Below are 25,674 nucleotides of genomic sequence, written 5' to 3'. Positions count from 1 at the left end.
CGGCGCGCCCCGCAGGTCGGACGCGCGGACCGGGCGCGTACCGCAGGCGCGGTACGCGCGGCGGTCGGCGTACTCCTCGAGAAGTGCTGGACATCCCCCTTCGGGCGCTCGGGCGCGGGGCATCCGGGCGTCTAGGGTTCCCGTATGAAGCTCCGATTGCCACGGCGCCGCCGGGACCGCCTGCTGGCGGGCGCCGCCGCCCTCGTCGTCGTCGCGGGAGCCGGCACGTGGTCGGCCGCGAGCGGCGACGACGGGCCGGCGGTGCACCGCGAGGACCGCGTCTTGCCCATGGCCGGTTCGACCGTGCCCGGTTCGACCGTGCCCGGTTCGACCAATCCCGATCAGGCCGCGCCCGGACAGCAGACCGGCGATGTCGGGATCGACATCTCCTACTTCACCACCGGCGGCGGGGAGAAACGTCCCGCGGTGCTCCTCGGGCACGGATTCGGCGGCAGCAAGGACGACGTCCGCGAGCAGGCCGAGCGGTTGGCCCGCGACGGCTACGCCGTCCTGACCTGGTCGGCGCGCGGATTCGGCCGCTCCGGCGGCCTGATCGGGCTGAACGACCCCGAGTACGAGGTCAAGGACGTGTCCCGGCTCGTCGACTGGCTCGCGGCCCGCCCGGAGGTGCGCCTGGACTCCGAGGGCGATCCGCGCGTCGGCGTCGCCGGGGCCTCCTACGGCGGGGCCGTGTCGCTGCTCGCCGCCGGTTACGACCGGCGGGTGGACGCGATCGCTCCGCAGATCACCTACTGGAACCTCGCCGACTCCCTCTTCCCCGGCGGCGTCTTCAAGAAGCTGTGGTCCGGCATCTTCTTCACCACCGGCTCGTCGGGCGGGATGCAGCAGTTGGCGGGAGCGCCGCGGGACGGCCGCGCCGCCCCCGCCGCCCCCGGCTGCGGCCGCTTCCAGCCCGAGCTGTGCGCCATGTACGAACGGGTCGCGGTGGCCGGGAAGCCGGACCCGGAGGCGCGCGCCCTGCTGGAGCAGCGCAGCCCGTCGGCCGTGGGCGCCAGGATCAAGGTGCCGTCGCTGATCGTGCAGGGCCAGGACGACTCCCTCTTCCCGCTGGACCAGGCCGACGCCATGGCCAAGGCCATCGCGGCGAACGGCGCGCCCGTGTCCGTGGACTGGGCCGCCGGCGGCCACGACGGCGGGATGCGCGAGGCGGACCGGGTGGAGGCCCGGGTCGAGGCATGGTTCGACCGCTACCTCAAGGAGGACGCGGGCGCGGACACCGGCCCGGTCTTCCGGGTCTCCCGCTCCGGCGGCATCGACTCCACCGACGGTGAGGTGAAGCTGCGCGGCGCGAGCGGCGGGAAGTACCCCGGGCTGACCTCCGGGCCGCGGGAGTTCGCCCTGACCGGACGCGAGCAGACCTTCGCCAATCCCGCGGGCGGGGCGCCCCCCGCGCTGTCCTCGCTGCCCGGCATCGGCGGGCAGCTCTCGGCCCTCGGCGCCGGTCTCTCGCTGGACTTCCCCGGGCAGAACGCCCGGTTCGAATCGGAGCCCCTCGACCGGGAGCTGCGGATCACCGGGACCCCGACCGTAACCCTGAACGTGAGGTCGACGGCCGCGGACGGATCGGCCGTGCTGTTCGGCAAGGTGTACGACGTGGGGCCGGACGGACGCCAGCAGGTGCTGCCCAGTCAGCTCGTCGCCCCGGTACGGGTGGAGGACGCGCAGCAGGGCACGGACGTCGAGCTGCGGCTGCCCGCGATCGACCACTCCGTGGCGGCGGGACACCGGCTGCGGCTGGTGGTCGCCGCGACGGACCTCGGCTACGCGACCCCGGCCGCGCCGGCCACGTACACGGTCTCGGCGCGCAGCGCCCTGGCCGTCCCCGAAGCCCCCGCGGTGCGGACCGCCGCGGCCGGGCTGCCCGCCTGGACGTGGGGGCTGCCGCTGGGCGCCGCCGCGCTGGCCGCGGCGCTGCTCGGCATCCGGCGGACCGGCCGGACCCCGGCCGCACCGCCTCCGGAGGCCGCGCGGGCCGACGTACCGCTGGAGATCACCGGTCTGACGAAGCGGTACGCCAAGTCGCAGGACCGGTACGCGGTGCGGGACCTGTCCTTCCGGGTGGAGAAGGGGCAGGTGCTGGGGCTGCTCGGGCCCAACGGGGCCGGGAAGACCACCACCCTGCGGATGCTGATGGGGCTGATCTCTCCGGACGCCGGGGAGATCCGGGTGTTCGGGCAGGCGGTGCGGGCCGGAGCGCCGGTGCTGTCGCGGGTCGGGGCCTTCGTGGAGGGCGCGGGGTTCCTGCCCCACCTGACCGGGCGGGCCAACCTGGAGCTGTACTGGCAGGCCACCGGCCGGCCCACCGAGGACTCCCACATGGCGGAGGCCCTGGAGATCGCCGGGCTCGGCGATGCGCTGGAGCGGGCGGTGCGCACGTACTCGCAGGGCATGCGCCAGCGCCTCGCGATCGCGCAGGCCATGCTCGGGATGCCGGACCTGCTGATCCTCGACGAGCCGACCAACGGCCTGGACCCGCCGCAGATCCGGGAGATGCGGGACGTGATGATCCGTTACGCGGCGGGCGGACGGACGGTCATCGTCTCCAGCCACCTGCTGTCCGAGGTGGAGCAGTCCTGTACGCACCTGGTCGTCATGGACCGCGGCCGGCGGGTGGCGGCGGGCGAGGTCGCCGAGATCACGGGCGGCGGGGACACCCTGCTGGTGACGCTGGCTGAGCCGGTGGACGAGGCGGGGGTCGAGAAGGTGGCGGCGCTGGAGGGAGTGGGTTCGGTGGCGGCCACCGAGGACGGGCTGCTCGTACGGCTCGAAGGCGCGACGGCCGCGGGGCTGATCGCCGAACTCGTCCGACTGGAGGTGCCGGTGACCGGAGTGGGTCCGCACCGGCGACTGGAGGACGCGTTCCTCACCCTGATCGGAGGTCCGGCATGAGCACGGTGCAGAGCCCGGGGCGGAGCCCGGCGCAGGAGGTGGCTCCTGGCTACCGGGCGAACCGTACGCTGCCGCTGCGCGTGGAGGCGCTGCGGCAGTGGCGCCGGCGGCGGACGCTGGTGATGGGCGGGGTGCTGGCCGCGCTGCCGTTCATCCTGATGATCGCGTTCGCGGTCGGCGGCGGTCCGGGCAGCCGGGGCGGCGGTGACGGCCGGATCACCCTGATCGACACGGCCACGGCTTCGGCGGCGAACTTCGCGGCGACCTGCCTGTTCGTCTCGGCCGGCTTCCTGCTGGTGGTGCCGGTGGCGCTGTTCTGCGGGGACACGGTGGCGTCGGAGGCCAGTTGGTCCTCGCTCCGCTACCTGCTGGCCTCGCCCGTACCGAGGGCGCGGCTGCTGTGGAGCAAGCTGGTGGTGGCGCTCGCCTTCAGCCTGGCGGCGATGGTCCTGCTCCCGGTGGTGGCGCTCGCCGTGGGGACGGCCGCGTACGGGTGGGGGCCGCTGAAGCTCCCGGCGGGCGGGGTGCTGCCGGCCGGGGACACCCTGCCGAGGCTCGCGCTGGTGGTGGCGTTCATCTTCGTGTCGCAGCTGGTGACGGCGGGGCTGGCGTTCTGGCTGTCCACACGGACGGACGCGCCGCTGGGCGCGGTCGGCGGTGCGGTGGGGCTGACCATCGTCGGCAACGTGCTGGACGCGGTGACGGCGCTCGGGTCCTGGCGGGAGTTCCTGCCGGCGCACTGGCAGTTCGCGTGGGCGGACGCCTTGCAGCCGCACCTGGAGTGGGGCGGGATGGTCAAGGGGGCTGCGGTGTCGGTCTCGTACGCGCTGGTGCTGTTCGCCTTGGCGTTCCGGGGGTTCTCCCGCAAGGACATCGTCTCGTGACCGTCGCGAGCGGGAGAACCGTCCGGAGCTAGCCGAGCAGTCGTACGGGTGAGCCGTCGAGGAACGCGATGATGTCCTCGACGGCTTCGCCGTAGTACGTGGCGTAGTTGTCGCGGGTCACGTACCCCAGGTGCGGGGTCGCGAGCAGGCGCGGCGCCGTCCGCAGGGGGTGGTCGGCGGGCAGCGGCTCGATGTCGAAGACGTCCATGCCCGCGCCCGCGATCCGGCCCGTGTGCAGGGCGGCGAGGAGCGCCTGCTGGTCGACGATGGCGGCCCGGGAGGTGTTGACCAGGTAGGCGGTCGGCCGCATCAGCTCCAGCTCGGCCGCGCCGATCAGGCCGCGGGTGCGCTCGCCGAGCACGAGGTGCACGGATACGAAGTCGCTGCTCGCCAGCAGTTCCTCCTTGGAGGGCGCGAGGGCGACCCCCACCTCGTCGGCGCGTTCCTTGGTGAGGTTGCCGCTCCAGGCCACCACGTCCATGCCGAAGGCGAGCCCCACTTGGGCGACCTTGCTGCCGATCTTGCCGAGGCCGAGCAGACCGAGCCTGCGCCCGTGCAGGTCGGCGCCGACCGTCTGCTGCCAGGGTCCGCCGTCGCGCAGGGCCGTGGACTCCTGCACGAGGCCGCGGGCCAGGCCGAGCAGCAGGGCCCAGGTCAGTTCCACGGGCGCGGTGGAGGAGCTGACCGTACCGCAGACCGTCACGCCGTTGCGTGCGGCGGCCGCGTAGTCGATCACGGTATTGCGCATGCCGGAGGCGATGAGCAGGCGCAGGCGGGGCAGCCGGTCGAGCAGCGAGCCGGGGAACGGCACGCGCTCGCGCAGGGTGACGATGATGTCGAAGCCGGCCAGCCGGGCGACGAGTTCGTCCTCGTCGTCGGTGTGCCCGGGGAAGCTCACCACCTCCACGCGTCCGGCGAGCGGAGACCAGTCGGCAGCCGTCGTACCGACGCCCTGGAAGTCGTCGATCAGCGCGCAGCGCAGCAGCGGGCCGCCGGTCATGCGACGGCCGGGGCGATGGCGTCGATCTCGGCGAGGAGCTCGGCGTCCAGCGGGCGGTCGGCGACGGCCGCGTTGGCGCGCACCTGCTCGGCGGAGGTCGCCCCGGCGATGACGGAGGCGCAACCGGGCTGGGCGGAGAGCCAGCCGATCGCGAGTTCGAGGACGGTCCGACCGTGCTTCTCCGCGAGGGCGGCGAGCGATTCGACCACGTCGAGGCGTTCCTCGGTGACGTAGCCGTCGCGTCCTTCGAGGCGGGAGCCGGCCGGGACGGGCGCACCTCGGCGGATCTTGCCGGTGAGCAGGCCGTTGGCGAGCGGGAAGTACGGGAGCACGCCGACGCCGTAGTGCAGGGCCGCGGGGACGAGTTCGCGTTCGGCCGAGCGCTCCAGCAGCGACCACTGGTTCTGCGCCGAAACGAAGGGTGCCGCGCCGGTCTCGCGGGCCACGTGGGCGGCTTCGGCGAGCTGCCAGCCGGAGAGGTTGGAGTGGCCGATGTAGCGGACCTTGCCCTCGGTGACGAGCTCGGTGAGCGCGGCGAGCGTCTCGGCGATGGGGGTGGCCGGGTCGGGGCTGTGCAGCTGGTACAGGTCGATGCGGTCCGTGTCCAGGCGGCGCAGGGACTCCTCGACGGCCCGCCGGATGTAGGCGCGCCCGCCCCGGGATCCGGCGGCGGGCCCGTACTTCATGTCCATGCCGGAGAAACCGAACTTGGTGGCGAGGACGACCTGGTCACGGCGGCCCTTGAGGGCCTGCCCGAGGTGGCTCTCGGAGCCGCCGAGTCCGCCGTAGATGTCGGCGGTGTCGAGGAGCGTGATGCCCGCGTCGAGGGCGGCGTCGACCACGGCGCGGGTGGCGCGGGCGTCGAGGCGGCCGCCGAAGTTGTTGCAGCCGAGGCCGACGGCGGAGACCTGAAGGCCTGAACGGCCCAGCGGGAGATGGCGCATGTGATTTCGTTCCTCCGCACTCGTCAAGAGAAGATCGACCGAATGGTCGGTCCGGGCGGGCCGGTTCGGCACGGCCCCGGTGACCGGTTGATCGGAAGTGATCGTATCGATCGCATCGGGATCGCGATCGGGGGTTCCCCGCGGCAGCGACCACGGGACACCACCGGTTTTGCGGAACTACGAGTCCGAATCCGAGTCCGCGTAGTCGTACTTCATGCCGATGCCCAGCGTGCTCTGGGACGGCAGGAGACCGGTGGCCACGACGTCCAGGACCGGAGGGAGGAGCAGGTCGGCGAGCCGGGCCGCTTCCTGGCCGCTCAGCGCGGACCACGGGGACGCGGCGAGTTCGTCGGTCAGCTTCTCGACGGCGGTGCGCACCGCCATGCCGGCATCGGTGGCCGCGCCTTCGTCGGTCAGGAGGTTCCGGGCGGCGAGCCGGCGGTGGGCCAAGTGCCATTCGCCGGCGGACCACTGACGGCTCTCGAACGCCTCGGCCGGCGCGGCCCCGGCTCCGGCGTGCAGGACCAGGGACTCGACCGGATCCAGGTGGTGGGCCTGGAGGGCGACGAGGTGGCCGTCTCCCCGGTGCTCGCGCAGGATCGTGGCCGCGTGCCACAGCACCGTGTGCGGGGCCTCGGGCCAGGGCAGGGCGGCGTTGGCCGCCGCCAGCGGGCGCCCGGCGGTGACGGCGGCCTCGGCCGCGCGGCGGGCGAGCGCTGCCGCTTCGGCGAGTTCCGGGGAGTCGGCGCGCTCCCCCAGTGCGGCCCGCAGGGAGCGGTCGGTGGCGGCGGCCCGGGCCGCGAGGACCCTGGCCGGCGGGGCGGACTGCCAGGACCGGTCGGCGTAGTGCCGGACCATGCGCGGGCTGAAGCTGTAGAAGAGGGCGTTCACGAGCTCGGCGTCGGCCGGGCCGAGCGGGGCGGCCCGGAACGCGAAGTACATCGGCCAGCGGTCGTCGGTGGCGTATCCCAGGGCGCCGGCCTCCTCGTAGGACTCGGGCGCGAAGTAGACGAGCGCGTGGACGGGTTCGAGCAGTTGCCACAGCTGCCGGACCTGGCCCAGGTCATGTGCACCTTCGTACGTCATCTCGCGTTCCCCCAGGCTCGGTTGATGTACGGGACTGCCGGTTGTCAGGGTAGATCAGCGGCGACGGACGGGGCGGTCGAATCCGAGTTCGAAGCGTGACATAACGTGCCCTCCATGGATCAGGAGCACATGGCCGGGTTGCCCGGGAGCGGTGACGGGGCGGTCAGGCGGCGGTTCCTCGCGATCGCGACGGGGGCGGCCACGGTGGCCGGGCTGGGGGCCGTCTCCGGCTGCGCGGGCGGGGACGGCAGCGCCGGAATGCAGGGCGGGGACCGGCACGGCGGGTCCGGCACTCCGAGCGGGAAGCCCTCGCCGACCGCACCGCACGGCTTCGACGTGAAGGCCGAGAACGCCCGCCCCGGCAACGCCGACTGGCCGGTGACCAAGGCCGGCCCGGACCGCGCCGTGGAGGGGTTCGCGGACGAGGTCAGCGTGCTGCCGGGCGAGTCCTTCGGGCTGTACGTGTCGACGACGGCGCCCCGGTTCACCGTGTCCGCCTACCGGATGGGCTGGTACGGCGGGGCCCGGGCACGGCTGGTGTGGCGTTCCGAGGCGCTGCCGGGGGTGCGGCAGCCGGAGCACACCGTGGACTCGGGGACCCGGATGGTCCGCACGCGCTGGGCCCGCTCCACGACGGTCGAGACGAAGGACTGGCCGGAAGGCAGCTACCTGCTGAGGCTCGACGCACAGGGCGGCGAGGGGCAGCGCTTCGTACCGGTGACGGTTCGGTCGGCGTCGACGGCCGGCCGCACGGTCGTGGTCAACGCCGTGGCCACCTGGCAGGCGTACAACAAGTGGGGCGGCTACAGCAGCTACGACGGCCCCAGCGGCGGGTACGCCTCGCGCTCCCTCGCGGTGACCTTCGACCGGCCGTACGACTACGACGACGGCGCCGGACTGTTCCTGGTGTACGAGGCCCCGCTGATCGCGCTCGCCGAGCGGCTCGGCATACCCCTCGCCTATGCGACCACCACCGACGTGGCGCGGGAGAAGCGGCTGCTGGAGGGTGCGACGGCGGTCCTCTCGCTCGGGCACGACGAGTACTGGTCGCCGGAGCAGCGGGCGCACATCACGGCAGCGCGCGACGCGGGCACCAACCTCGCGGTACTCGGGGCGAACTGCTGCTTCCGGCGGATCCGCCTCGAAGCCTCCGACCTCGGCCCGGACCGTACGGTGGTCTGCTACAAGTCCTCCTACGACCAGGATCCGGCGATCAAACGCGGACACCCGGCGACCGTCGACTTCCGCTCGCCGCCCGGCGCGGATCCGGAGAGCTCCCTGCTCGGCGTGATCTACGACGGCTACCCGGTGGACGCCCCGTACGTGGTGACGAACCCCGGCCACTGGCTGTTCGAGGGCACCGGCGCGAAGGCGGGCGACCGCTTCGAGCACCTGGTGGGGGTGGAGTACGACAAGGTGAACACCGGGTTCCCGACGCCCCGGCCGATCGAGATACTGGCGCACTCCCCCGTGGTGTGCGACGGCCGTCCGAGCCACCAGGACACCGCGTACTACACGACGACCGGCGGGGCGGGGGTCTTCGCGACCGGGACGATGCGGTGGGTGGAGGCCCTGGACGCGACGGGCGACGGCCGCAGCGGCCGCAACCACGGCCTCGACGCCCGCTCCGGTGCCCTGACGACCCGCGTGACGGAGAACCTCCTGCGGGTCTTCGCGGCGGGCCCGGCGGGCCGGACGCATCCTGCGCAGGACAACGTCAAGGCGGTGTACGGAGGTTCGTGACACCTGGGGCCCGGCCGGAATCCGGTGGACTCATCCGAACGGCACGCATAGGATCGCGATCACGGCATCGCGTGTCGGTCACCGACCGGGTGAGGCATGGAGGTGCCCGTGACGTGCCTTTCGGAGGCATTCACTCATGTCGGTCGAACTGAACCACACGATCATCCACTCCCGTGACAACCGGGAGTCCGCCGAATTCCTGGCGCACGTCCTCGGCCTCGAGGTCGGGACGGAGTGGGGACCCTTCATCCCCGTCGAAACCGCCAACGGCGTCACCCTGGACTTCGCGACCATCCCGGCCGGGTCCATCACCGTGCAGCACTACGCGTTCCTCGTCTCCGAGGAGGAATTCAGCGCCGCGTTCGAGAAGATCAGGTCGGCGGGGGTCCCGTACTTCGCCGACCCGCACGGCAGGCTCCCCGGCGAGATCAACCACAACGACGGGGGCCGCGGGGTCTACTTCACGGATCCGAGCGGGCACGGGATGGAGATCATCACCCGCCCGTACGGCTATCAGGAGGGCGTGACCGAGTAGGTCACCCCCCGGGGGATGAGTACCCGCACTCATCCCCCACCGCCGGCGGTCCCACAGACTGGGTGCGTCACCGCAGGTCAGTCACCAGCAGGGAGCCACCGGCCATGTCCGCCCCGAACCCCACCCCCATGAACTCCGCCGCGTACGCAGCCCTGTACGCCTCCGCGCCGGCCCCCGCGCCCGCCCGGACGAACAAGTCGCTCGCGGTGGCGGCCGCGGTCCTGTGGGGCATCACGTGTTCCGCGCTCTCCCTCATCGCGTTCTTCGTGCTGATGATCGCCGTCTGGAGTGCCTCCTCCGGAGCGGACGTGACCGAGCTGCTGCTCTGGCCGGTGATCGTGCTCGCCGGGGCGGGCGGGCTGCTCACCCTGCTGTACTTCGCCCCCGGCATCCGCCGCCTGTCGCGCGAGGCCCGCTTCACGCTCCTGGGCGCCCTGGCCTGCCCCGCACCGATCGCGCTGGCGCTCTACGTGATGACCAGCTAGTGCTGTGACCGGCACACCCGCCGGAGGCGGTCGGGCATGATGCGCGGGTGAGCACCATCGTTGAATTCTTCGCGGCGCCGGACGACATGTCCGCGGCTTCGTTCCTTCGGACCGGGCCGGGACGCGCCGAGTCGCTCTCCTTCGGCAACTTCGACCCCGAAGAGGCTGTGGTCGAGTGGGAGTGCCTCCTTGCAGGCGGCGGCTTCGAGGACCTCGTCGAAGCCGGCGAGCCTCGTACGGTCGCCGACGAGGACGACGACGGGCCCGTCATTTTCGCGATCTCGCCCCGTCTGACTGCCGCACTCGCCGACGCCGAGCGGACCGAGTTGCGGGATGCCGCCGATTCGTGGGCCGCGCGGCGCGCCGATGACGGTGAGGTCATCGGCGCCGACATCGCCGAAGTGATCCTGAACGACCTGGCTGCGCTCGTCAGCCACGCCCGACGCCGGGGCCAGGGCGTCTACTGCCGGGTCGCGTAGACACTCACGGCGCAGCCGGACCGCGCCCACGTCGGACGCCGCCATGGCGGCGCCGAGTGGGTCGTGGCCGCGCGGACAGGTCCTGGTCGCGGCCGGCGCCCTTGACCATCCGGTCGATGACGGCTGCCGCCCGCTCGGGGTCTTCCTCCAACCACGCCCGCCAGAGCCACGTACGACGCCGTTCCGGTCGGTCCCGAGGCCCCGGATTTCAAACCGGCTGCGGCGCGCGGGCCCGAGGGCCCGCCCGCGTACCCGACGGGAAGACGCGTCAGAACGCGGCGAGCCGGTCCACCAGAAGCTCCACCCTCTGGGCGGCGCCCTCCGGCAGCAGCCGTCCCGCCCGGGTCAGAGTCGCAAGCCCGTGCAGGGACGCCCAGAAGACCTCGGTGAACATGCCCGGATGGACGCCGTCCCCGGCCACCTCACCCAGACTCTCCAGCAGCGCGGCGAAGGCGTCCTTCAACGGCTCCGGGGTGTCCTCCCGCGCGTACGCCAGGCCACCGTCGAGCTGGAACAAGGCGTCGTAGACCGCGGGATTGCGCTCGGCGAAGTCGAGGTAGGCGCGGGCCAGGGCGGCGACCCGCTCACGCGGCCCGCTCGCGGCGGAGGTCGCCGCCCGCATCGCCACGGCCATCTCGGCGGCGCCTTCGAGGGCGACGGCGCCGATGATCTCGCGCTTGCCGCGGAAATGGCTGTAGAGGACGGGCTGACTGTATTCGATGCGCTCGGCGAGCCGACGGGTGGTGACCGCGTCCCAGCCCTGCTGCTCGGCGAGTTCGCGGGCCGTGGCCACGATGAGGCGCTCGCGCTCCGCCCGTTCGCGCTGCTTGCGTTCCTGTAGCGACATGATTCGATCCTAGCACCGCTAGACAATCGAGCGGCAGTAGTACTAGCGTTGCCTCATCAGCTAGCAATGCTAGAACTCAGGAGGGGTCATCATGCTCAACGCACTCGAGGTGTTCACCACGGTGGTCGTCGGCCTGATGGTGGGGGTGGAGTTCTCCGTCGCCTTCGTCATGAACCGGATCTTCGGCGCACTCCCCGAGGACAGCGACCAGCTCGCCCGCTCCCACGGGGGCCGGATGCTCGGCGCCGTGATGCCGGTCTGGTACATCACCTCGCTCGTCCTCACCGCGGTCTGGGCCGTCGCCGGATGGCACCACGACGGCACCGGCCTCGTCGTCACCGCCGGCGCGCTGCTGATCCTGAGCGTGATCATGTCGGTCCTGCTGCTCGTCCCGATCAACAACCAGGGCAAGACATGGACCCCCGAGAACCGGCCCGAGGACTGGAAGGAGCAGATGAACCGCTGGGACCGCTACCACTACGTCCGCGTCGCCGTCATCATCGCCGCCTTCGCCCTGCTGGTCGCCGCCCTCGTCTGAGCCCGCGGTCTCGGCCGCTCCCGCGAGCCCCGCCGTCGACGGTCCTCTCGTCGCGGCGGAGCTCACGGTTTGTGGCTCACCCAGAGCAGTTCCGCCGGCCAGCGGTGCGCCCAGTCGGGTGGGTCGGTTTCGTTGTAGCCGTTGGGTGTTCCGAGTTCGGGCCGCGGCTCGATGAGGTCGTCGATGACGAGGCCCGCGCCGCGCAGGACCCTGACCCAGTCGCCGTAGGTGAGCTGATAGCTGGTCGCACCGTCGTCCTCGGCGATGGTGTTCAGCCCGAAGTAGTCCTTCTGCAGCGTCGTGGTCACGCGGCCGGCGGCTTCGTCGTAGCAGGTTTCGAACCACGGGCCGGCGACGTTGAACACCAGGCGCCCGCCCCGGTTCAGGACACGTGCCGCCTGCGGGACGGCCAGGTGCGGGGGCGCCCAGCTGAGCCCACCGAAGTCGCAGAACACCAGGTCGAAGCTGTCGGCGGCGAAGGGGAGTCGTTCGGCGGCGCCTTGCACCAGCGGGTAGCGGACCGCACCCATCGCGCGGGCCGCTGCGGCGAGTTGGGCTTCGGAAAGGTCGAACCCGACCACGGTGGCACCCTCGGCGGCGAGCGCCCTGGACCACTGGCCGGCGCCGCAGCCGAGTTCGAGGACGCGCTTGCCGGAGACGTCGCCCAGGGCGCGCAGATGCGCGTCGGGGATGGAGTACATGCCCCACAGCCGGGGTGTGGCGCCGATTCGCGGGTCGTGCTCGTGCTGGTAGGCGCTGCTGATCCGGTTCCAGAACCGCCGGTTGGCGGGGATGCTGTCCACGTACCGACTCCAGCACTGCCGACCCGGAGGGGTCAACACGATTAGGGCCGGGCCGGCCCTCGCCGCGGTCCGGCCCCGGCTCGGGCTCGACCCGTGATCCGCCGGACAGGCCCTAGCCGATCAAGCGCCGGCGCCAGGCCAGGTGGGTGACGGTGATGGCTCGACCGGGGTCGCCGTTCCACTCGGTGTGGAGGCCGACCGCCTCGAGGGCGACCACGACCTCGTGGCCGATGGCCACGGTGGTCTCCGACGAGCCGTCGAAGCCGCCGTAGAAGAGCATCAGGCCATGGCCGGCCGCGGCGGAGTCCGTGCACTGGGTGTGGAAGTAGACGAAGCCACGGGCGTCGGGGGCGCCTTCGCCGCCGATCTCGGACTGGCCGCAGCTGCGGCAACAGGTGAAGTTCTCGCGGGCGGTGATACCGGTCTCCTCCAGGGCGGTGAACGCGCGGGTGAGCCGCTCGGGGTCGGTCTCGCCGCGCCATCCGGCCTGTTCCGCGACCCGCTCCAGCCACAACCGGTCGGCCAGCGCCTCCGCCTGCTCACGCGTGACGGGCCGGCGGTCCCCGGTGACCAGGTACTCCTCGGCGAGCTCCGCCAGTTCCGAGCGGGAGGAGTAGCCGCCGACCAGCACCTCCCGGACGTGCTCCTCCAACTCCGCGCGCGCTTCCTCGTCGAGGTCGAGCGGAGGCACCTCGCGGGCGGGGCCCGTGTCCAACAGCGACCAGGCCAGGCCGCCGGCCCATCCCGCCTCCTGCCGGGCCCAGCCCGCCATCGCCGCGATCACGGCCTCGGGCCCGTCGGCCGTCGACTGGAAGTGCCGGTCAGCGGCACCGTCGCGGTATTCCAGCGTGTAGTCGCCACCGGCCTCGTGCCAGACCTGGGCGAAGACGTCGGGCAGGTCGGGTATGCGCTGCACCACCAGGAACCGGTCATGGTCACCGCCGATTCGGCGGACCAGACCGGGCAGCTCCTCGGCGGACACACGGATGTGCCGCTCCCGATTCTCCGTCTTCACCACGATCTCGAACATGCGCCGACTCTGACACACGCCTCTGACAGCGGGCTGATCCCGGTCCCGCGCCGAAGCGGCCGAGCCGTTCGGCGGCGCCGCGCGGCCGCCGGCCTGTCGGCTCATCCGGCCGGTCGGCCACGGGGCGCGCCTCGAACGGTCAAGCGCGGCGCGGCACGTACGCCATGCCGTGCGCGCCGGCCTCGCCGAGCTTGGCGATGTCCAGACGGGCCAGCCGCTCCAGCGTCTCCAGGTCGACGATGTCGACGGTGGAGGAGACGACGCAGGCCACGTAGCCGAGCCGGCCGTCCGGGGACGAGGTGATGGTCAGGGGGAAGAGTCCGACCTCGACCTCGCCCAGCAGCTTGCGGGTGTCGGCGCTGAACACGGTGAGGCGGCCCGGTGCGTGGCGTCCGAGTCGCGCCCCCGGCTCGGCCGTCATGCGCAGCTCGCCCGCGAGGAGTTTGCCCGTCGACGTCAGGTGCACCGGCAGGATGACGTTGTCCGCGGGCAGGGTGTCGACGACGGACGCCGTCCGCGGGTCGATGACGCGGATGCCGGCGGCCGGCCGCTCCTCGGCGCTGCCGGCGAAGTTGCCGTACGGAGCGGCGACGAAGGCGTGGGCGCCGTCGGCGGAGACGGCGAGCCCCTCGCTGCCCGGGACCTCGACCTTCGCGGTGAGGACGCCCCGTTCGAGGTCCACGACGGATACGAACGGCGCTTCCTTGTTGGTGGCGTACCCCGTCCGTCCCGCCGGATCGATCGCGAACCAGTGCGGGCCGGGCGCGTCCGTGTCGATCCTGCCCAGGGCCCGGCGAGTCCGGGTGTCGATGACCACGACGCCGCCGGGCCGGTCCCGGCCGCTTTCCACGCTGACGTAGAGCCGCCCGCGCGCGGTGTCCAGCGCCAGCCCGTGCGGCCCGTGTTCGGGGGCGAGGTCGACGATCTCGACGATGCGCCGGCTGTCGGGATCGATGACGGCCAGCTCGGTGCGGCGGCCGCCGTTCGCGTGGTAGTAGCCCGAGTGGTAGGTGAGCGTGCACCACAGCAGTCGCTGTGTCGGGTCGTAGCACAACTCGTGGGGTTCGGCGGGGACGTGTACGTCGCCGAGGTGGCGGTCCGACGCGGCGTCGAAGAACGAGACCGTCGGTCCGCTCTGACTGACGACGGCGAGTACATCGCCTTCCCGGCCGGTACGGGGGGACTGCTGCACAGGGGCTCCTTGAACGGGGCGAAGGGGAAATGCCGCGCGTCTTCGCGGACGTCTCCACTCTCCGGTGCAGGCGGATGCGGCAGCAATGCAAAGATTGACAGCCAATCATTGCCTCAGACGCAAAACTGCGGTTCAGGAGTCGGCCGTCCATGGATCTCAACCTGCTGCGCGTCCTGGACGCGCTCCTCCAGGAGAACAGCGTGACCCGCGCCGCCGAGCGCCTCGGCACCTCGCCCGCGGCGGTCAGCCGCACCCTGGCGCGCCTGCGCCGCACCGTCGGCGACCCGCTGCTGGTCCGGGCCGGACAGGGTCTGGTCCCGACCCCACGCGCCGCGGAACTCCGCGAGGAGGTGGCGGAGTTGCTGCGCGGATGCGACAGCGTGCTGCGGCCCGGCGCCGGGTTCGACGCCGTCCACCTCCAGCGCACCTTCACGGTGCAGGCCACCGACCTGCTCCTGGTGGGCGTGGCCGGGAGCCTCACCGAACGGATCCACGCGGAGGCCCCGCAGGTGGACGTCGTCTTCCTGCCGGAGGCGGTGGAGGGCGGCCCCGGGCTCCGGCAGGGCTGGATCGACGTCGAACTGGGGGTCCTGGGGCACCTGGACCCCGAGATCCGGACCCGGCAGCTCGCCCGGATGCCGCTGGTCGGCATCGCCCGCAGCGGACACCCCCTCTTCGACGGGCGGATCGACGCCCGCCGCTTCGCCGAAGCCGACCACATCGGCATCTCCCGGCTCGGCAAGCGCCTCGGGCCCATCGACGCCGCCCTCGCGGAACTCGGACTGCGCCGCCGCACCTCGGTCGTCGTACCCAGCCACACGAGCGCGATGATGCTCGCCCGCGACACGGACCTCGTCGCGCTCAGCCTGGCCGACTGGCTCCCCGACACCATCTCGGCCATGGGCCTGCGGACGTTCCCCGTCCCCCTGGACCTGGAACCCCTGCACCTCGGGATGGCCTGGCACCCCCGCAACTCCGCCGACCCGGCACACCGCTGGTTCCGCGACCACCTCGCCTCCGCCGTCCTGGCCCCGTCCGGTCCCGGCGAGGCGACGGCGCGTACTGCCGGCTGACCGCACGGCCGGGGCTCAGTACGGGACCAGCCGCCTCCCCGAACTCCGCGGATTCGCCACCGGCCTGCGCAAGGACCGCTCTCCTCGCATCCCGAAGATCACAGCGGGCGGCGCGGAGCCCGCGCCGGAGCCAGATCGGGCAGCACGTCGCCCGGCGCGGGAGAGCGGCGCTCCTCAAGCCAGTAGAGGTAGACCCGGAGGTCCGCCTCCAGGCTCCCGGCGTCCGCGCCGCCTTCGATGTAGGCCGCGAAGTCGCGGACGCCCTCCACCACGCACTGGCTGGGCATCCACGCGTCGAAGCGCCCCCACTCATGCGCCTGGTCCACCAGGTACTCCAGGACTCGCCCGCGGTCACGCCACCACTCCCGGACCAGTTGCGGTGTCCACCGCTGGTCGCCGTCGCAGTTGTAGCCACCGAACGGCTCCTCTTCGATGGCCATGAGCACGTCCTGGACCTCGTCGGGCGACTTCGGCTGGCGGTAGACGTACTCACCGAAGTAGTCGCCTCCGTAGAGGACATGGCGAGGCGCTTGGAGCCTCCCGGTCCCGCAGTTGTCCGTCTCGCCTCCGTACACCGGCCCAGGCACGTTGAGCCAAAGGCGGTCCTCCCACCGGCCCGTGTAACTCGGGTGGGCCTCGAACAGGGCGGCCGCCGCATCGAAGTAGAGCGTCATGCGGTCATCGTATGGTCGGCCCTCGCAGGCGCCGGCCCTGAATCCGGCGGCGGCCCCGGGACCGGCTACGTCCGCGATACCCCCTGCGGGAGTCAGTTCGGTGTCCGTACCGGCGACGTCGATGGCACTCGGTGCAGCAGCTCTTCGGCCGAGCAATCGGAATCGGGGTCCTCCACCAGACAGAGGTTGATCCCCTGCCCGTTTCGCCGGATCAACGCCGACAGGCCGCACGGCCTGGCCTCGCCCTTGACGGCCAGGTTTACGTGGTCGCCGCTGGTGAACGCGGCATCGACGTAAGTGATATGGCCTTCGACGGGACTGTAGAAGCTCCAGTGCCCCTCCATCGCGTCGGGGCACCGCGTGCCGCCCAGCATCGCACTGTGCAGACTCCGTCCCGACACGACCCGGTCCGCACCCAGATGCAGACTGGCACCTCCGGGATTGCTCCACTCGCCCACGAGCTCGGTCTGATCGATCCAGGCCGCTTCTCCACCCGCATTGGCGCAGCCCGAACAGGCCCACGCCAATGCGGCGACGAGAGCCGCCAACCGCCCCGCTGTATTCCTCATCGCCATCCCCCACCCCGCCCCATGATTGACTGAACGCGTTCAGAATAGGCGACCCTGGATGTCACCGGCATCACCTCCGTTTGCCGTCGGAGGTCGTCGGGGTCGATGCTCCGCGCATGGACCTTCCGCAGCAGGTGATCGAACTGGGTGATCTGACACTTCGTCGCTTCGACCGAGAGGCGGACGTAGCGGAGTTGGCCAGGGTCATCGAGGAATCACTGGAGCATCTGCGCCCCTGGATGGTGTTCGTTGCCGGGCACAGCCGGGGCGACACCACCGAGTTCCTGGGCCGACGCCACGAGGCCTGGGAGAGCGGTCGGGAATTCACCTACGCCATCGTGCTGAGCGGAGCCATCGTGGGCGCCTGCCAGCTGTTCCTGCGCGAGGGCGGTCCGGAGAACGGCCGCGAGCTGGGGTACTGGCTGCACCCGGCGGCCACCGGCCGCGGCGTGGTCACCCGGGCCGTGCGCGCCCTGGTCGACCAGGCCTTCCGCTTCCCCGGCGTCGACTACGTCGAGGTCGTTCACGACCCGGCCAACCGCGCGAGCGGCGCGGTCCCGGCGCGGCTCGGCTTCCACGAACTCCTACGCCGGCCCGCCGAGCGAAGGAGCACGGCCGGGACGGGAGAAGAGCAGGTGTGGCGGCTGACCCGCGAACAGGCGGATCACCCGGATCAAACGGATCAAGCGGCCTCGGAGGCCCGTTGACGGCGAGGGCCACAGGCAAGCGCTCGCCCCGCCGGCGCCCGATGCCCCGGCGAAGCCCCGAGGTTGACGTGGTCCCGCAGGCTCTGAGCATGAACCGCGGCGGCAAGTGGGCGGTGCTCGTCTAGAACGCCACTCAGTCCAACGCCGTCCTTGGTGCGGGACAGGCAGGAGCGGGACGCAACGCAAGTGGGTTCGATCCGCCGAGGCCAGGGCTCGGCCGGCTCGTCACAGCCTTCGCGGGCGTCACCGACCTGGCCCGGTCCTTCGACCTGGATGAGGACGAGCGCGGAGAGATCACCATGCCCCTCCGCCGGACGGCCGAATTTCGTTGGGCAGCAGGCCGTCTATCGACCGGATGCGGACCGAGCGCCGGGCCGAGGCCATGCACCTGACCGTCGACGAGCAGAAGGCCAAGATGCCTGCCGCCGGCGTCGGCGACCCGACTCCCATCGGCGCGATCGACGGTCTGTAGAACCCCCACGGCTGCAAGCGGGACATGCTCACCAGCGCCTGACATGCGCAGATCACACCCTTGATCGAGCTCTGCTCTCCCTGCTCCACCGCAGGTCAGACCCCGCTCGCCGCCTGCTCGCCGCGCTCGGCGAACGGCACCCGAGCACATCCTGAGCAACCCCTGACCTGTACCGGAGCAGCGCCGAGCTGCGCCGATCGGGCGGACAAACCAGGATGAACTGAACGAAGGAGAGATCATGTGTCAGAGCTGGACCACCCGACGCCGCGAAGCCCGATGGACCGGCAAGGGCAAGACCGTCCACGACGTCCCGCCGCCCGGAATCCCGCACGCCTCCGACCCTGGCCCCGACTGCCGCGCCGAGCCGAGGCGCCGCTACGGCGCCGACCGCAAGGCCGGGCGGCGCTGATGCCCCTCACCGTTGCCGCCGCCACGAAGGAGATGGCCGCACCCCTTGCCCTCGACGGGCGCCTCGCCCTGACCGGCCTGGCCATGGACGACCGCCTCGGCCGCGCCGGCCTCGCCATGGACGTCCGTACCGCCCCGATCGGCATCCCCGAGATCCTCGTCGACCCCGTACCTGCAACCCGCCACCGGCCGAACACCGTCGACGAAGTCTTCGCCGAGGCGGCCCGCCTCATCCGTACTCACGGATGGATCCGCCGCTACCTCGGCAGCCCCGACACCGGCTACTGCCTCCTCGGCGCCATCCGAGCCGCAGCCGGCGGGGAAGGGCCGCTCGACGACGAAGCAGGCGAGGAAATCTTCAAACGGATCCTCCACGAGGCCCCCCATGCGCTCTCGTCCGGAGGATGGAACGACGCACAATCCGGACCGGGGCCAGTACTGCGGATTCTGGGCGGCTGACAGACCCACTGCCACACTCACCCCAACCCAGGGTGATCAGCGCGCATTACCCGCGTCCGGGTGCCGGTGCGATCGGTCCGATGAGGCCGGGCGGGGGGGTACGAGGGGGCGTTCCGCGGGCTGCGCGAAGACCCGACGCAGGACACGTGAACGTTCTGCGCCGCTCCTGGAACGATCCATTCCGGAGGGGTTGACGTAGGCATGTGCCAGGCGGATCGTGGGCGCCTCAGCCGAACGAACGCTGGAGGCTCCATGGTCGACGAGTACCGCACCAGAGTGATGACCCTGTCCGACGGCACCCCCATCCGAGCAGTCCTCGGGGGAGCCGACGCGGACATGAGTGACGCCGAGCTACTTGAGCGGTACCCGCGCGTGGCCGAGATCCTGGCGCGTTGGGAGCGTGACGAGGTCGGGTGACGCCAACCGCCTGACCGATGCCGATGACGCTCCCGGCCCTCCCCTACGGGAGCGTCATCGCGCGCCTACTCGGCGGGCACCCGCATCCCGATCCGGGCCTGAAACTCGCCCGCGGCCTGCCGGGGAGTCGGTCCCGGCTCGCCGACCTCCCGGGCCGGCATCCGGAGCGGTCAGTCGCCGTCGCCCCATTCTTCAGGGCCGCCGCCCAGCCACCGGATCGGCGGCCGGCCCTCGGCCGTCTCCAGCCCGGCCTCCCGCATCAGCTCGATCACGCCGGTGAGGGCGTGCGCGACCCCGAGGGCCCGGTCCTCGGCGTGCACGTGCGCGACCACAGACCTGCCACCCGCGACTACGGGGTGGACGACGACATACACCTGATCGGCCATACCTCCAGGCTGCGACGGGCCGCTCGGTCCAGCACGCCGAGCGCGGTGTCGCGGTCGACGCGCCTGCACCGGGTTCGGGTATCCCCGCAGATGCCGATGTGGACGCGGACAGGTGAGCGGCCGTCGCCGACTGTCGGACATGAGTTCGATTTCATGTCGAGACCGCACCCCCCGTTGTCAGTGCCTGGGTCTAGCGTGGACACATCACATCAACGTGATTGCCCGCGGGCTGCGGGTGCTGCACGATCCCGCCCCACCGGACCCCACACGGGGACAGCGCCCGGCGGGGCGGAGGTGCGTCGGGCCTCAGGCGGCGCCGGCGGACATGACCACTCCGGTAGCCGCACACGGGACGCACTCCCCGGCATCCGGGGGCCGCCGCTTGGTGTCTGACCTGCTGTTACACACGGCAGGTCTTGGGGGAGTTCAGGAGGTCCAAGACCGTGTCGACGGCGCGGCGAGGGCGCTCTCCTGGCCTGGCGTCAGCGCATGGCGCCATGACGAAGGCCCAGGCAGACCGGGTCCGACCTGGGCCTTCGATGGTGAAGCACCTGTTCACGATGGCAGGGGCGGCAGGATTCGAACCTGCGGCATCTGGTTTTGGAGACCAGCGCTCTGACCAGCTGAGCTACACCCCTTCGGCGAGACCAACCATGGCACGGACCGCTCGGGAGGTCCATCGAATTGGGCAAGTGTCCACCTCGCGAGACGTTCGAGGGGGCCACCGCCGGCGCGGCGATCCGCGCGCACCCTTGACTCCCTCTGGTCCAGACCAATAGTTTCCGGCATGCACCGCGCACGCGCACACTCCTCACCTCCCGCCTCCGCAAAGGAAGCCCATGCGCCGCAGCATGCTCGGCAGGCTGGCCGTCGCCGCCTGCTCCCTCTCCCTGCTGACCGCCCTCGCGCCCTCCGCCGCCGCCGGCGCCGCGCAGGCCGAGGGTGGCCGGGACCGTCCGTACAGGAAGGTCGGCTACTTCACCCAGTGGGGGGTCTACGGGCGGGACTTCCAGGTCCAGGACCTGGAGGCGAACGGCTCCGCCGGCAAGCTCACCCACATCAACTACGCCTTCGGCAACGTCAGTCCGGAAGGCAAGTGCTTCACCGGGAACGTTCCGGGTGAAGCGGACGCCTGGGCCGACTACGTGCGCCCGCTCGACGCCGCGAACTCCGTCGACGGGGTCGCCGACACATGGGAGCAGCCGCTCGCGGGCAACTTCAACCAACTGCGCGAGCTCAAGGCCAGGCACCCCGGCCTCAAGGTGCTGATCTCGCTGGGTGGTTGGAGCTGGTCCACGCACTTCTCGGACGCCGCGCTGACCGCCGCCTCCCGCAAGGCCTTCGTCGAGTCCTGCATCGACCTGTACATCAAGGGCAACCTCCCGCAGGACGGCACCCGCGGTGGTGCGGGCGCGGCCGCCGGCGTGTTCGACGGGATCGACCTCGACTGGGAGTGGCCCGGCTCGGCCGGGGACACGGACACCAAGTACCGCCCCGAGGACAAGGAGAACTTCGCCGCCCTCGTCAAGGAGTTCCGCACGCAGCTCGACGCGTACGCGCGCGGCCAGAAGCGGAAGGCGGCGTACGAACTGACGGCCTTCGTCCCGACCGCCCCCGCCAAGATCGACGCGGGCTTCGACGTCCGCCGGATCATGCGGGACCTGGACTTCGTGACCCTCCAGGGTTACGACTTCCACGTGTCCGGCGAGGCGGTCACCGCCCAGCAGTCCGCGCTGTACGCCCGGGGCGACTTCAGCGTCGACGGCACCGTGGACGCCTGGCGGCGGCGCGGGGCGCCCGCGCACAAGCTGGTGATGGGCATGCCGTTCTACGGGCAGGGCTGGACGGGTGTCAGCGGCGGCGGGGACGGCATGGGGCAGCCCGCGACGGGTCCCGCACCGGCCACCTGGTCCGCCGGGTACGAGGACTACAAGGCGCTGAAGAAGCTCGCCGCTTCCGGGACGTACGAGGTCTACCGGGACCGGCGCGGCGGGCACGCCTGGCTGTTCGACGGCAGCACGCTGTGGACGTACGACGATCCGCAGGTGCTCCGAGCCAAGACGGGCTACATCCGCGAACACGGCCTGGGCGGGGCGATGTTCTGGTCGCTGGACGCGGACACCGCGGACGGCGAGCTGATGACGGCCGTCGACCGCGGGCTGCGCGGCCACTGACCGGCGCCGCCGGGCCGCGGAAAAGACCCGGCCCGGCGGCGTCCCTCCACGTACCCTCCCCCGCATGAGGAACTCGACGGTACGGGCGGTCAACCGCCTCACGAAGCAGTGGGCCGCACAGGACGGGGCCGCCGAGCAGGGCACGGTCTTCACCGCGGCCGGGGTGTGGCCGCTGCTGGCCCTGCTGGCGGACGGCGCGGACGGCGCGGCGCGCGAGGAGCTGGCGGGGGCTCTGGGCATACCCGCCGGGGCCGCGGCCGGGGCCGCGCGCGAACTGCTGGCCGCGCTGGACGGCGTACGGGGACTCCGATCCGCGACGGGGCTGTGGACCAGGGAGGAGCTCCCCCTGGAGGAGCGCTGGTCGGCGCAGCTCCCGCCCGGGGCCCGGGGTGGCCTCACGGGCGACGCGGACACCGACGGCAAGGCGTTGGACGCGTGGGCCTCGGACCGCACCGGTGGGGTGATCGAGCGCATGCCGTTGCAGGTGACCGAGGACACCCTGCTGGTCCTGGCTTCGGCGCTGGCACTGCGACTGCGGTGGATCCAGCCGTTCGAGGAGTTCGAGGGCACCACCGGCCAGGGTCCGTGGGCCGGGCGCGAGCTGCCCATGCTGGGCCGCGAAACCACCCTGCTGGACCGGGTCTCGGTGGCCCGGGGACCGCGGGGCCCGGTCACCGTGCTCGAGGTGGTCGGCAGCACCGGGGTCGACGTGCACCTCGTGCTGGGCGAGCCGGAGGCCGCCCCCGGGGCGGTGCTCACCACCGGGATCGACGCGGTCACCCGGACCCTTCCGTCGACGGGCGCGAGCCTGCTCCCCGAGGGGGACGCGGGGCCGGGGCTGACCGTCCGCACCGTGCGCGCCGAGACGCCCGAACCCCGGCTGGCCATAAGGACGGTCGCCTTCGAGGTGCGCGCCGAGCACGACCTCCTCTCCCACGCCGGGCTGTTCGGGCTGACGACCGCGAGCGACGCGAGCCAGGGGCACTTCCCGGGGATCAGTCCGCAGCCACTGGCCGTCGACTCGGCCCGCCAATCGGCGCTGGCCCGCTTCCACGCGGCGGGCTTCGAGGCCGCCGCCGTCACCGGGTTCGGGGTGGCCGCGGGCTGCGCCATACCGCGGCTGCGGTATCGGGCACGATGGGTGGACGTCCGGTACGACCGGCCGTTCGGCTTCATCGCCGTGCACCGCACGTCGCGGCTGGTCCTGGCCGCCGGATGGGTTGCCGAACCCGAACCTGTACGGTCCGACGATGACCACTGACATGATCACCGCGGATGCGGCGGGCACCTGGCAGCTCGGCGACCTGACCGTCAACCGCATCGGCTTCGGCGCCATGCGGCTGACGCAGGACGGCGCCGCGCTGCGGGCCGACGCGCCCGCCGGCGACCGCGACCGCGCGATCCGCGTTCTGCGTCTCGCCGTCGAACTCGGCGTGAACCACATCGACACCGCCTCGTTCTACTTTTCCTCGCTCCGCTCCGCCAACGAGCTGATCAACCGGGCGCTGGGCCCCTATGCCGAGGGCCTCGTCATCGCGACCAAGGTCGGTCCCGGCCGCGATCCGTCCGGTGTCTTCCACTGGGCCGCGCCGGGGCAGTTGCGCGGGCAGGTGGAGGAGAACCTGCGCCAACTGGGCCGGGACCACCTCGACGTGGTCAACCTGCGCCTCCCGGGCTCGGCGGCCGAGGAATCGCTCGCCGAGCACTTCGGCGCGCTCGCCGACCTCCGCACGGCGGGGCTCGTCAGGCACCTCGGGATCTCCAACGTGCGCGCCCATCACCTGGCGGAGGCCCGGTCCATCGCGCCGGTGGTCTGCGTGCAGAACCCGTACGGAATCGATTCGCCGGCCGAGGACCACGCACTCGTCGAGCTGTGCGGGAAGGAGGGCATCGCCTTCGTCCCCTTCTACGCCATCGCCGGCGCGGGCAAGGAGGCCGGATCGGTGGCGGACGACGGCGAGCGGCTGCGCGCAGTCGCCGAGGCCCGCGGCGTGTCCGTCGCCCAGCTGCGGCTGGCGTGGACCCTGCACCGGGGCCCTCACGTGCTGGCGATCCCCGGCACCGGGAACCCGGACCACCTGGTCGAGAACGTCTCCGCCGGGGCCCTGCGCATCACCGCCGAGGAGATCGCGGCTCTGGAGGCCGGCCGTCCGTAGGCCGTAGGGCCACAGGCAGTCCGGCCGTGGGCCGTCCGGCCGTCAGGGCCGCGAGGGCCGCCGTCTCCGCGAAGGCCGGCACCCGCCCGGTGCCCCCGCGGCCGGAGACGGAGAGGGAGGCGGCGGCGATGCCGTAGCCCACCGCGTCGTCGAGGGTGTCGCCTAGGGCGAGGCGGGCGGTGGCCGTCCCGGTGAAGCAGTCCCCGGCGCCGGTCGCGTCGACCGGCGCCGGGTTGAGCGGCACGGGGTGGCGGCGGGCTGCGATGCCGTCGTCGAGCAGCAGTCGGCGGGCCCCCGCGGTGACGGCCACCGCCCGGGCGCCGAGCGCCCGGTAGCGGGCGGCAGCGGTGCGCGGGTCGTCCGTGCCGACCAGGGCCAGCGCGTCGGCCGGGCAGGAGGTCTTGAGCAGCCCGGTCAGCGGGGCGATCCGGGCGAGGAGCTCGCGCGCCTCGGCCCGGCCGGTCAGCCGGGGGCGGAAGTTGGGGTCGTACGAGAGGTGCCCTCCGGCACCGTGCACCAGGCGGGCGGCGGCCAGTACGGCTTCGCGGCTGGTGGGCGACAGGGCGCCGGTGATGCCGCTGGTGACGAGCGCCCGGCAGCCGGTGAGCAGGGCCCGCCAGGACTCGACGTGCTCGGGCGCGAGGGTGGAACCGGCGCTTCGGGTGCGCCAGTAGACGAACTCGCGCCCGCCGTCCGGGTCGGCGGACAGGAGGTAGGCGCCGTTGGGGCGCGGGGCGCGCCGTACGTGGGAGACGTCCACGCCGAGTTCGGCGGCACGCCGCAGCAGCGGCTCGCTGAGTTCGTCGTCGCCGACCACGGCCAGCAGCGCGGTCCGGGCCCCGGCGGCGGCCGCCGCGGCGGCCGCGTTGAGGGCGTCCCCGGAGTAGGAGATACGGGCCGGGGTGCCGTCCGCCGCGTTCCGCAGGGTGGTGTCGGCGTGGATCTCTACGAGCACCTCTCCCAGCACGAGGACGTCGTAGCCCCCTCGGCCGTCGTCCGCGATCACCTCGCCTCCCCCGTCGCGCAGCCCGCGCAGCACGGCCCGGCCGACCCGGCGAACAGGGCGGCCAGTTCTCCCGGATCCGAGGGCAGTCCGCCGCCGATGCCGACGGCGCTGGCCCCGGCGGCGATCCAGTCGGCGACCTCCTCGGGCCGGATCCCGCCGGTCGGGATGATCACCGCGCCGGGGAGGACGGCCTTGAGGGAGCGGATGAACCCCGGGCCGCCCACATGGGCCGGGAACACCTTGGCGGCTCCCGACGCGCTGACGGCGGCGGCGATCTCACCGGGGGTGAACCCGCCCTCGACGAAGACGGCCCCGCGGCGGGCGGCGACCTCGCGGACTTCGGGAGCGGGGTACGGGGAGATCAGGAAGGCGGCGCCCCCGTCCAGGGCGGTCGCGGCCTGCTCGGCCGTGGTGACGGTGCCGACGCCGATGACGGCGGGGCGGCCGTGGGCGTCCGCGAGCGGGACCGTACGGGTGAGGGCGTCGGCCCAGCCCGGCGTGGAGGTGGTCAGTTCCACGGCCCGGCAACCGGCGGCGAGCAGGGCGCGGGTGGCTCGTACGGCTTCGTCGGCGTCGGCATTGCGCAGCACCGGGAGCAGGCGCTGGGCGGCCAGCACATCGTACGGGTGGCAGGACAAGGACCCCTCCCCTGTGTTCCGCGGGGCGGGACGAGGTGGTCGCCGCGCGGGAACCGTGT

Annotated in this window: 27 protein-coding genes and 1 tRNA gene; 15 read left to right on the top strand and 13 right to left on the bottom strand. The window is 72.4% G+C overall.

Annotated elements, in window-relative coordinates:
* Window positions 1–144: 144 nt before the first annotated feature.
* Complete coding sequence (locus ACIQ5Y_RS24205) at window positions 145–2,910, top strand: alpha/beta fold hydrolase (protein WP_403884064.1); 2,766 nt, start codon at window positions 145–147, stop codon at window positions 2,908–2,910.
* Window positions 2,907–3,794 carry an ABC transporter permease gene (locus ACIQ5Y_RS24200; RefSeq protein ID WP_403884061.1) on the top strand — a complete coding sequence of 296 codons (888 nt, stop codon included), beginning with the start codon at window positions 2,907–2,909 and terminating at the stop codon, window positions 3,792–3,794. The genes ACIQ5Y_RS24205 and ACIQ5Y_RS24200 overlap by 4 nt, the downstream gene beginning before the upstream one ends.
* Window positions 3,795–3,822: 28 nt before the next feature.
* On the opposite strand, the gene ACIQ5Y_RS24195 is transcribed toward ACIQ5Y_RS24200, so the two are convergent.
* The 3 genes from ACIQ5Y_RS24195 to ACIQ5Y_RS24185 form a co-directional block, all read right to left on the bottom strand.
* Complete coding sequence (locus ACIQ5Y_RS24195) at window positions 3,823–4,794, bottom strand: D-2-hydroxyacid dehydrogenase family protein (protein WP_403884058.1); 972 nt, start codon at window positions 4,792–4,794, stop codon at window positions 3,823–3,825.
* Window positions 4,791–5,738 carry an aldo/keto reductase gene (locus ACIQ5Y_RS24190; RefSeq protein WP_403884055.1) on the bottom strand — a complete coding sequence of 316 codons (948 nt, stop codon included), beginning with the start codon at window positions 5,736–5,738 and terminating at the stop codon, window positions 4,791–4,793. The genes ACIQ5Y_RS24195 and ACIQ5Y_RS24190 overlap by 4 nt, the downstream gene beginning before the upstream one ends.
* A 177-nt stretch (window positions 5,739–5,915) precedes the next feature.
* Window positions 5,916–6,824: a hypothetical protein gene (locus tag ACIQ5Y_RS24185; protein WP_403884052.1), complete on the bottom strand. Its 909-nt coding sequence runs from the start codon at window positions 6,822–6,824 to the stop codon at window positions 5,916–5,918.
* Between the two features lie 114 nt (window positions 6,825–6,938).
* Here ACIQ5Y_RS24185 and ACIQ5Y_RS24180 point away from each other — a divergent pair, with 114 nt between their 5' ends.
* From ACIQ5Y_RS24180 to ACIQ5Y_RS24165, 4 genes are all read left to right on the top strand, one after another.
* On the top strand, window positions 6,939–8,567 hold the full coding sequence (locus ACIQ5Y_RS24180) for a N,N-dimethylformamidase beta subunit family domain-containing protein (protein ID WP_403884050.1): 1,629 nt from the start codon (window positions 6,939–6,941) through the stop codon (window positions 8,565–8,567).
* Window positions 8,568–8,703: 136 nt separating this feature from the next.
* Entirely contained in the window at window positions 8,704–9,102 is a 399-nt protein-coding gene (locus ACIQ5Y_RS24175) for a VOC family protein (protein ID WP_403884047.1), read from the top strand.
* 104 nt (window positions 9,103–9,206) lie between these two features.
* Window positions 9,207–9,587 carry a hypothetical protein gene (locus ACIQ5Y_RS24170; protein WP_403884044.1) on the top strand — a complete coding sequence of 127 codons (381 nt, stop codon included), beginning with the start codon at window positions 9,207–9,209 and terminating at the stop codon, window positions 9,585–9,587.
* A 47-nt stretch (window positions 9,588–9,634) separates the two neighbouring features.
* The gene (locus ACIQ5Y_RS24165; protein WP_403884041.1) at window positions 9,635–10,066 is read left to right on the top strand and encodes a hypothetical protein; all 432 of its coding nucleotides are present in this window, start codon (window positions 9,635–9,637) and stop codon (window positions 10,064–10,066) included.
* Window positions 10,067–10,334: 268 nt separating this feature from the next.
* On the opposite strand, the gene ACIQ5Y_RS24160 is transcribed toward ACIQ5Y_RS24165, so the two are convergent.
* Window positions 10,335–10,913, bottom strand: a complete 579-nt coding sequence (locus ACIQ5Y_RS24160; protein WP_403884038.1) for a TetR/AcrR family transcriptional regulator — start codon at window positions 10,911–10,913, stop codon at window positions 10,335–10,337.
* 91 nt (window positions 10,914–11,004) lie between these two features.
* Here ACIQ5Y_RS24160 and ACIQ5Y_RS24155 point away from each other — a divergent pair, with 91 nt between their 5' ends.
* The gene (locus ACIQ5Y_RS24155) at window positions 11,005–11,451 is read left to right on the top strand and encodes a DUF1772 domain-containing protein (RefSeq protein WP_403884035.1); all 447 of its coding nucleotides are present in this window, start codon (window positions 11,005–11,007) and stop codon (window positions 11,449–11,451) included.
* 62 nt (window positions 11,452–11,513) lie between these two features.
* Here the strand turns inward: ACIQ5Y_RS24155 and ACIQ5Y_RS24150 are convergent, their stop codons facing one another.
* The 3 genes from ACIQ5Y_RS24150 to ACIQ5Y_RS24140 form a co-directional block, all read right to left on the bottom strand.
* A complete protein-coding gene (locus ACIQ5Y_RS24150) occupies window positions 11,514–12,254 on the bottom strand; it encodes a class I SAM-dependent methyltransferase (RefSeq protein WP_403884032.1) in 741 nt (246 codons plus the stop codon).
* A gap of 112 nt (window positions 12,255–12,366) precedes the next feature.
* Entirely contained in the window at window positions 12,367–13,284 is a 918-nt protein-coding gene (locus ACIQ5Y_RS24145) for a DUF6891 domain-containing protein (RefSeq protein WP_403884029.1), read from the bottom strand.
* Between the two features lie 139 nt (window positions 13,285–13,423).
* Window positions 13,424–14,476 carry a YncE family protein gene (locus ACIQ5Y_RS24140; protein ID WP_403884026.1) on the bottom strand — a complete coding sequence of 351 codons (1,053 nt, stop codon included), beginning with the start codon at window positions 14,474–14,476 and terminating at the stop codon, window positions 13,424–13,426.
* 149 nt (window positions 14,477–14,625) lie between these two features.
* Here ACIQ5Y_RS24140 and ACIQ5Y_RS24135 point away from each other — a divergent pair, with 149 nt between their 5' ends.
* On the top strand, window positions 14,626–15,549 hold the full coding sequence (locus ACIQ5Y_RS24135; protein ID WP_403884023.1) for a LysR family transcriptional regulator: 924 nt from the start codon (window positions 14,626–14,628) through the stop codon (window positions 15,547–15,549).
* 98 nt (window positions 15,550–15,647) lie between these two features.
* On the opposite strand, the gene ACIQ5Y_RS24130 is transcribed toward ACIQ5Y_RS24135, so the two are convergent.
* Both ACIQ5Y_RS24130 and ACIQ5Y_RS24125 read right to left on the bottom strand, forming a co-directional pair.
* Window positions 15,648–16,223, bottom strand: a complete 576-nt coding sequence (locus ACIQ5Y_RS24130) for a ferredoxin (protein WP_403884021.1) — start codon at window positions 16,221–16,223, stop codon at window positions 15,648–15,650.
* Window positions 16,224–16,315: 92 nt separating this feature from the next.
* A complete protein-coding gene (locus tag ACIQ5Y_RS24125; RefSeq protein ID WP_403884018.1) occupies window positions 16,316–16,771 on the bottom strand; it encodes a hypothetical protein in 456 nt (151 codons plus the stop codon).
* Window positions 16,772–16,908: 137 nt separating this feature from the next.
* On the opposite strand from ACIQ5Y_RS24125, the gene ACIQ5Y_RS24120 reads away from it, so the two are divergent.
* The 4 genes from ACIQ5Y_RS24120 to ACIQ5Y_RS24105 all read left to right on the top strand — a co-directional run bounded on the left by ACIQ5Y_RS24120 (window position 16,909) and on the right by ACIQ5Y_RS24105 (window position 19,255).
* The gene (locus ACIQ5Y_RS24120) at window positions 16,909–17,499 is read left to right on the top strand and encodes a GNAT family N-acetyltransferase (RefSeq protein WP_403884015.1); all 591 of its coding nucleotides are present in this window, start codon (window positions 16,909–16,911) and stop codon (window positions 17,497–17,499) included.
* A 710-nt stretch (window positions 17,500–18,209) separates the two neighbouring features.
* Window positions 18,210–18,380, top strand: coding sequence for a hypothetical protein (locus tag ACIQ5Y_RS24115; RefSeq protein WP_403884011.1), 171 nt, complete (start codon window positions 18,210–18,212; stop codon window positions 18,378–18,380).
* On the top strand, window positions 18,380–18,838 hold the full coding sequence (locus ACIQ5Y_RS24110) for a hypothetical protein (protein ID WP_403884008.1): 459 nt from the start codon (window positions 18,380–18,382) through the stop codon (window positions 18,836–18,838). Before ACIQ5Y_RS24115 ends, ACIQ5Y_RS24110 begins: the two co-directional genes overlap by 1 nt.
* A 252-nt stretch (window positions 18,839–19,090) precedes the next feature.
* Window positions 19,091–19,255 (top strand): hypothetical protein, encoded by a 165-nt coding sequence (locus ACIQ5Y_RS24105; RefSeq protein WP_403884005.1) that lies wholly within the window; start codon window positions 19,091–19,093, stop codon window positions 19,253–19,255.
* 170 nt (window positions 19,256–19,425) lie between these two features.
* Here the strand turns inward: ACIQ5Y_RS24105 and ACIQ5Y_RS24100 are convergent, their stop codons facing one another.
* Window positions 19,426–19,641, bottom strand: a complete 216-nt coding sequence (locus ACIQ5Y_RS24100; protein ID WP_403884002.1) for a hypothetical protein — start codon at window positions 19,639–19,641, stop codon at window positions 19,426–19,428.
* A 561-nt stretch (window positions 19,642–20,202) separates the two neighbouring features.
* Window positions 20,203–20,279, bottom strand: a tRNA-Trp gene (locus ACIQ5Y_RS24095).
* A 201-nt stretch (window positions 20,280–20,480) separates the two neighbouring features.
* On the opposite strand from ACIQ5Y_RS24095, the gene ACIQ5Y_RS24090 reads away from it, so the two are divergent.
* From ACIQ5Y_RS24090 to ACIQ5Y_RS24080, 3 genes are all read left to right on the top strand, one after another.
* On the top strand, window positions 20,481–21,815 hold the full coding sequence (locus tag ACIQ5Y_RS24090; RefSeq protein ID WP_403883999.1) for a glycoside hydrolase family 18 protein: 1,335 nt from the start codon (window positions 20,481–20,483) through the stop codon (window positions 21,813–21,815).
* Between the two features lie 64 nt (window positions 21,816–21,879).
* Complete coding sequence (locus ACIQ5Y_RS24085) at window positions 21,880–23,076, top strand: serpin family protein (RefSeq protein WP_403883996.1); 1,197 nt, start codon at window positions 21,880–21,882, stop codon at window positions 23,074–23,076.
* Complete coding sequence (locus tag ACIQ5Y_RS24080) at window positions 23,066–23,971, top strand: aldo/keto reductase (RefSeq protein WP_403883993.1); 906 nt, start codon at window positions 23,066–23,068, stop codon at window positions 23,969–23,971. Before ACIQ5Y_RS24085 ends, ACIQ5Y_RS24080 begins: the two co-directional genes overlap by 11 nt.
* Here ACIQ5Y_RS24080 and ACIQ5Y_RS24075 read toward each other — a convergent pair.
* The gene (locus tag ACIQ5Y_RS24075) at window positions 23,928–24,977 is read right to left on the bottom strand and encodes a sugar kinase (protein WP_403883990.1); all 1,050 of its coding nucleotides are present in this window, start codon (window positions 24,975–24,977) and stop codon (window positions 23,928–23,930) included. The two genes, ACIQ5Y_RS24080 and ACIQ5Y_RS24075, sit on opposite strands and share 44 nt — an antisense overlap.
* The gene (locus ACIQ5Y_RS24070; protein ID WP_403883987.1) at window positions 24,974–25,615 is read right to left on the bottom strand and encodes a bifunctional 4-hydroxy-2-oxoglutarate aldolase/2-dehydro-3-deoxy-phosphogluconate aldolase; all 642 of its coding nucleotides are present in this window, start codon (window positions 25,613–25,615) and stop codon (window positions 24,974–24,976) included. The genes ACIQ5Y_RS24075 and ACIQ5Y_RS24070 overlap by 4 nt, the downstream gene beginning before the upstream one ends.
* Between the last annotated feature and the right edge of the window lie 59 nt (window positions 25,616–25,674).

Source organism: Streptomyces sp. NPDC096339 (genome assembly GCF_044762985.1).
In the GTDB taxonomy this organism is placed as follows: Bacteria; Actinomycetota; Actinomycetes; order Streptomycetales; family Streptomycetaceae; genus Streptomyces.
Note: the sequence above shows the minus strand (reverse complement) of the source record. Positions and strands in the feature narration are given on the sequence as shown.

Bases quoted from the DNA above. Each gene is read 5' to 3' on its own strand.
- ACIQ5Y_RS24205 (WP_403884064.1), top strand. From the start codon at position 145: ATGAAGCTCCGATTGCCACGGCGCCGCCGGGACCGCCTGCTGGCGGGC.
- ACIQ5Y_RS24190 (WP_403884055.1), bottom strand. From the start codon at position 5,738: ATGCGCCATCTCCCGCTGGGCCGTTCAGGCCTTCAGGTCTCCGCCGTC.
- ACIQ5Y_RS24085 (WP_403883996.1), top strand. From the start codon at position 21,880: ATGAGGAACTCGACGGTACGGGCGGTCAACCGCCTCACGAAGCAGTGG.
- ACIQ5Y_RS24160 (WP_403884038.1), bottom strand. From the start codon at position 10,913: ATGTCGCTACAGGAACGCAAGCAGCGCGAACGGGCGGAGCGCGAGCGC.
- ACIQ5Y_RS24105 (WP_403884005.1), top strand. From the start codon at position 19,091: ATGGTCGACGAGTACCGCACCAGAGTGATGACCCTGTCCGACGGCACC.
- ACIQ5Y_RS24100 (WP_403884002.1), bottom strand. From the start codon at position 19,641: ATGGCCGATCAGGTGTATGTCGTCGTCCACCCCGTAGTCGCGGGTGGC.
- ACIQ5Y_RS24110 (WP_403884008.1), top strand. From the start codon at position 18,380: ATGCCCCTCACCGTTGCCGCCGCCACGAAGGAGATGGCCGCACCCCTT.
- ACIQ5Y_RS24080 (WP_403883993.1), top strand. From the start codon at position 23,066: ATGACCACTGACATGATCACCGCGGATGCGGCGGGCACCTGGCAGCTC.
- ACIQ5Y_RS24195 (WP_403884058.1), bottom strand. From the start codon at position 4,794: ATGACCGGCGGCCCGCTGCTGCGCTGCGCGCTGATCGACGACTTCCAG.
- ACIQ5Y_RS24130 (WP_403884021.1), bottom strand. From the start codon at position 16,223: ATGACGCTCTACTTCGATGCGGCGGCCGCCCTGTTCGAGGCCCACCCG.
- ACIQ5Y_RS24115 (WP_403884011.1), top strand. From the start codon at position 18,210: ATGTGTCAGAGCTGGACCACCCGACGCCGCGAAGCCCGATGGACCGGC.
- ACIQ5Y_RS24120 (WP_403884015.1), top strand. From the start codon at position 16,909: ATGGACCTTCCGCAGCAGGTGATCGAACTGGGTGATCTGACACTTCGT.
- ACIQ5Y_RS24200 (WP_403884061.1), top strand. From the start codon at position 2,907: ATGAGCACGGTGCAGAGCCCGGGGCGGAGCCCGGCGCAGGAGGTGGCT.
- ACIQ5Y_RS24175 (WP_403884047.1), top strand. From the start codon at position 8,704: ATGTCGGTCGAACTGAACCACACGATCATCCACTCCCGTGACAACCGG.
- ACIQ5Y_RS24185 (WP_403884052.1), bottom strand. From the start codon at position 6,824: ATGACGTACGAAGGTGCACATGACCTGGGCCAGGTCCGGCAGCTGTGG.
- ACIQ5Y_RS24170 (WP_403884044.1), top strand. From the start codon at position 9,207: ATGTCCGCCCCGAACCCCACCCCCATGAACTCCGCCGCGTACGCAGCC.
- ACIQ5Y_RS24145 (WP_403884029.1), bottom strand. From the start codon at position 13,284: ATGTTCGAGATCGTGGTGAAGACGGAGAATCGGGAGCGGCACATCCGT.
- ACIQ5Y_RS24180 (WP_403884050.1), top strand. From the start codon at position 6,939: ATGGATCAGGAGCACATGGCCGGGTTGCCCGGGAGCGGTGACGGGGCG.
- ACIQ5Y_RS24135 (WP_403884023.1), top strand. From the start codon at position 14,626: ATGGATCTCAACCTGCTGCGCGTCCTGGACGCGCTCCTCCAGGAGAAC.
- ACIQ5Y_RS24155 (WP_403884035.1), top strand. From the start codon at position 11,005: ATGCTCAACGCACTCGAGGTGTTCACCACGGTGGTCGTCGGCCTGATG.
- ACIQ5Y_RS24090 (WP_403883999.1), top strand. From the start codon at position 20,481: ATGCGCCGCAGCATGCTCGGCAGGCTGGCCGTCGCCGCCTGCTCCCTC.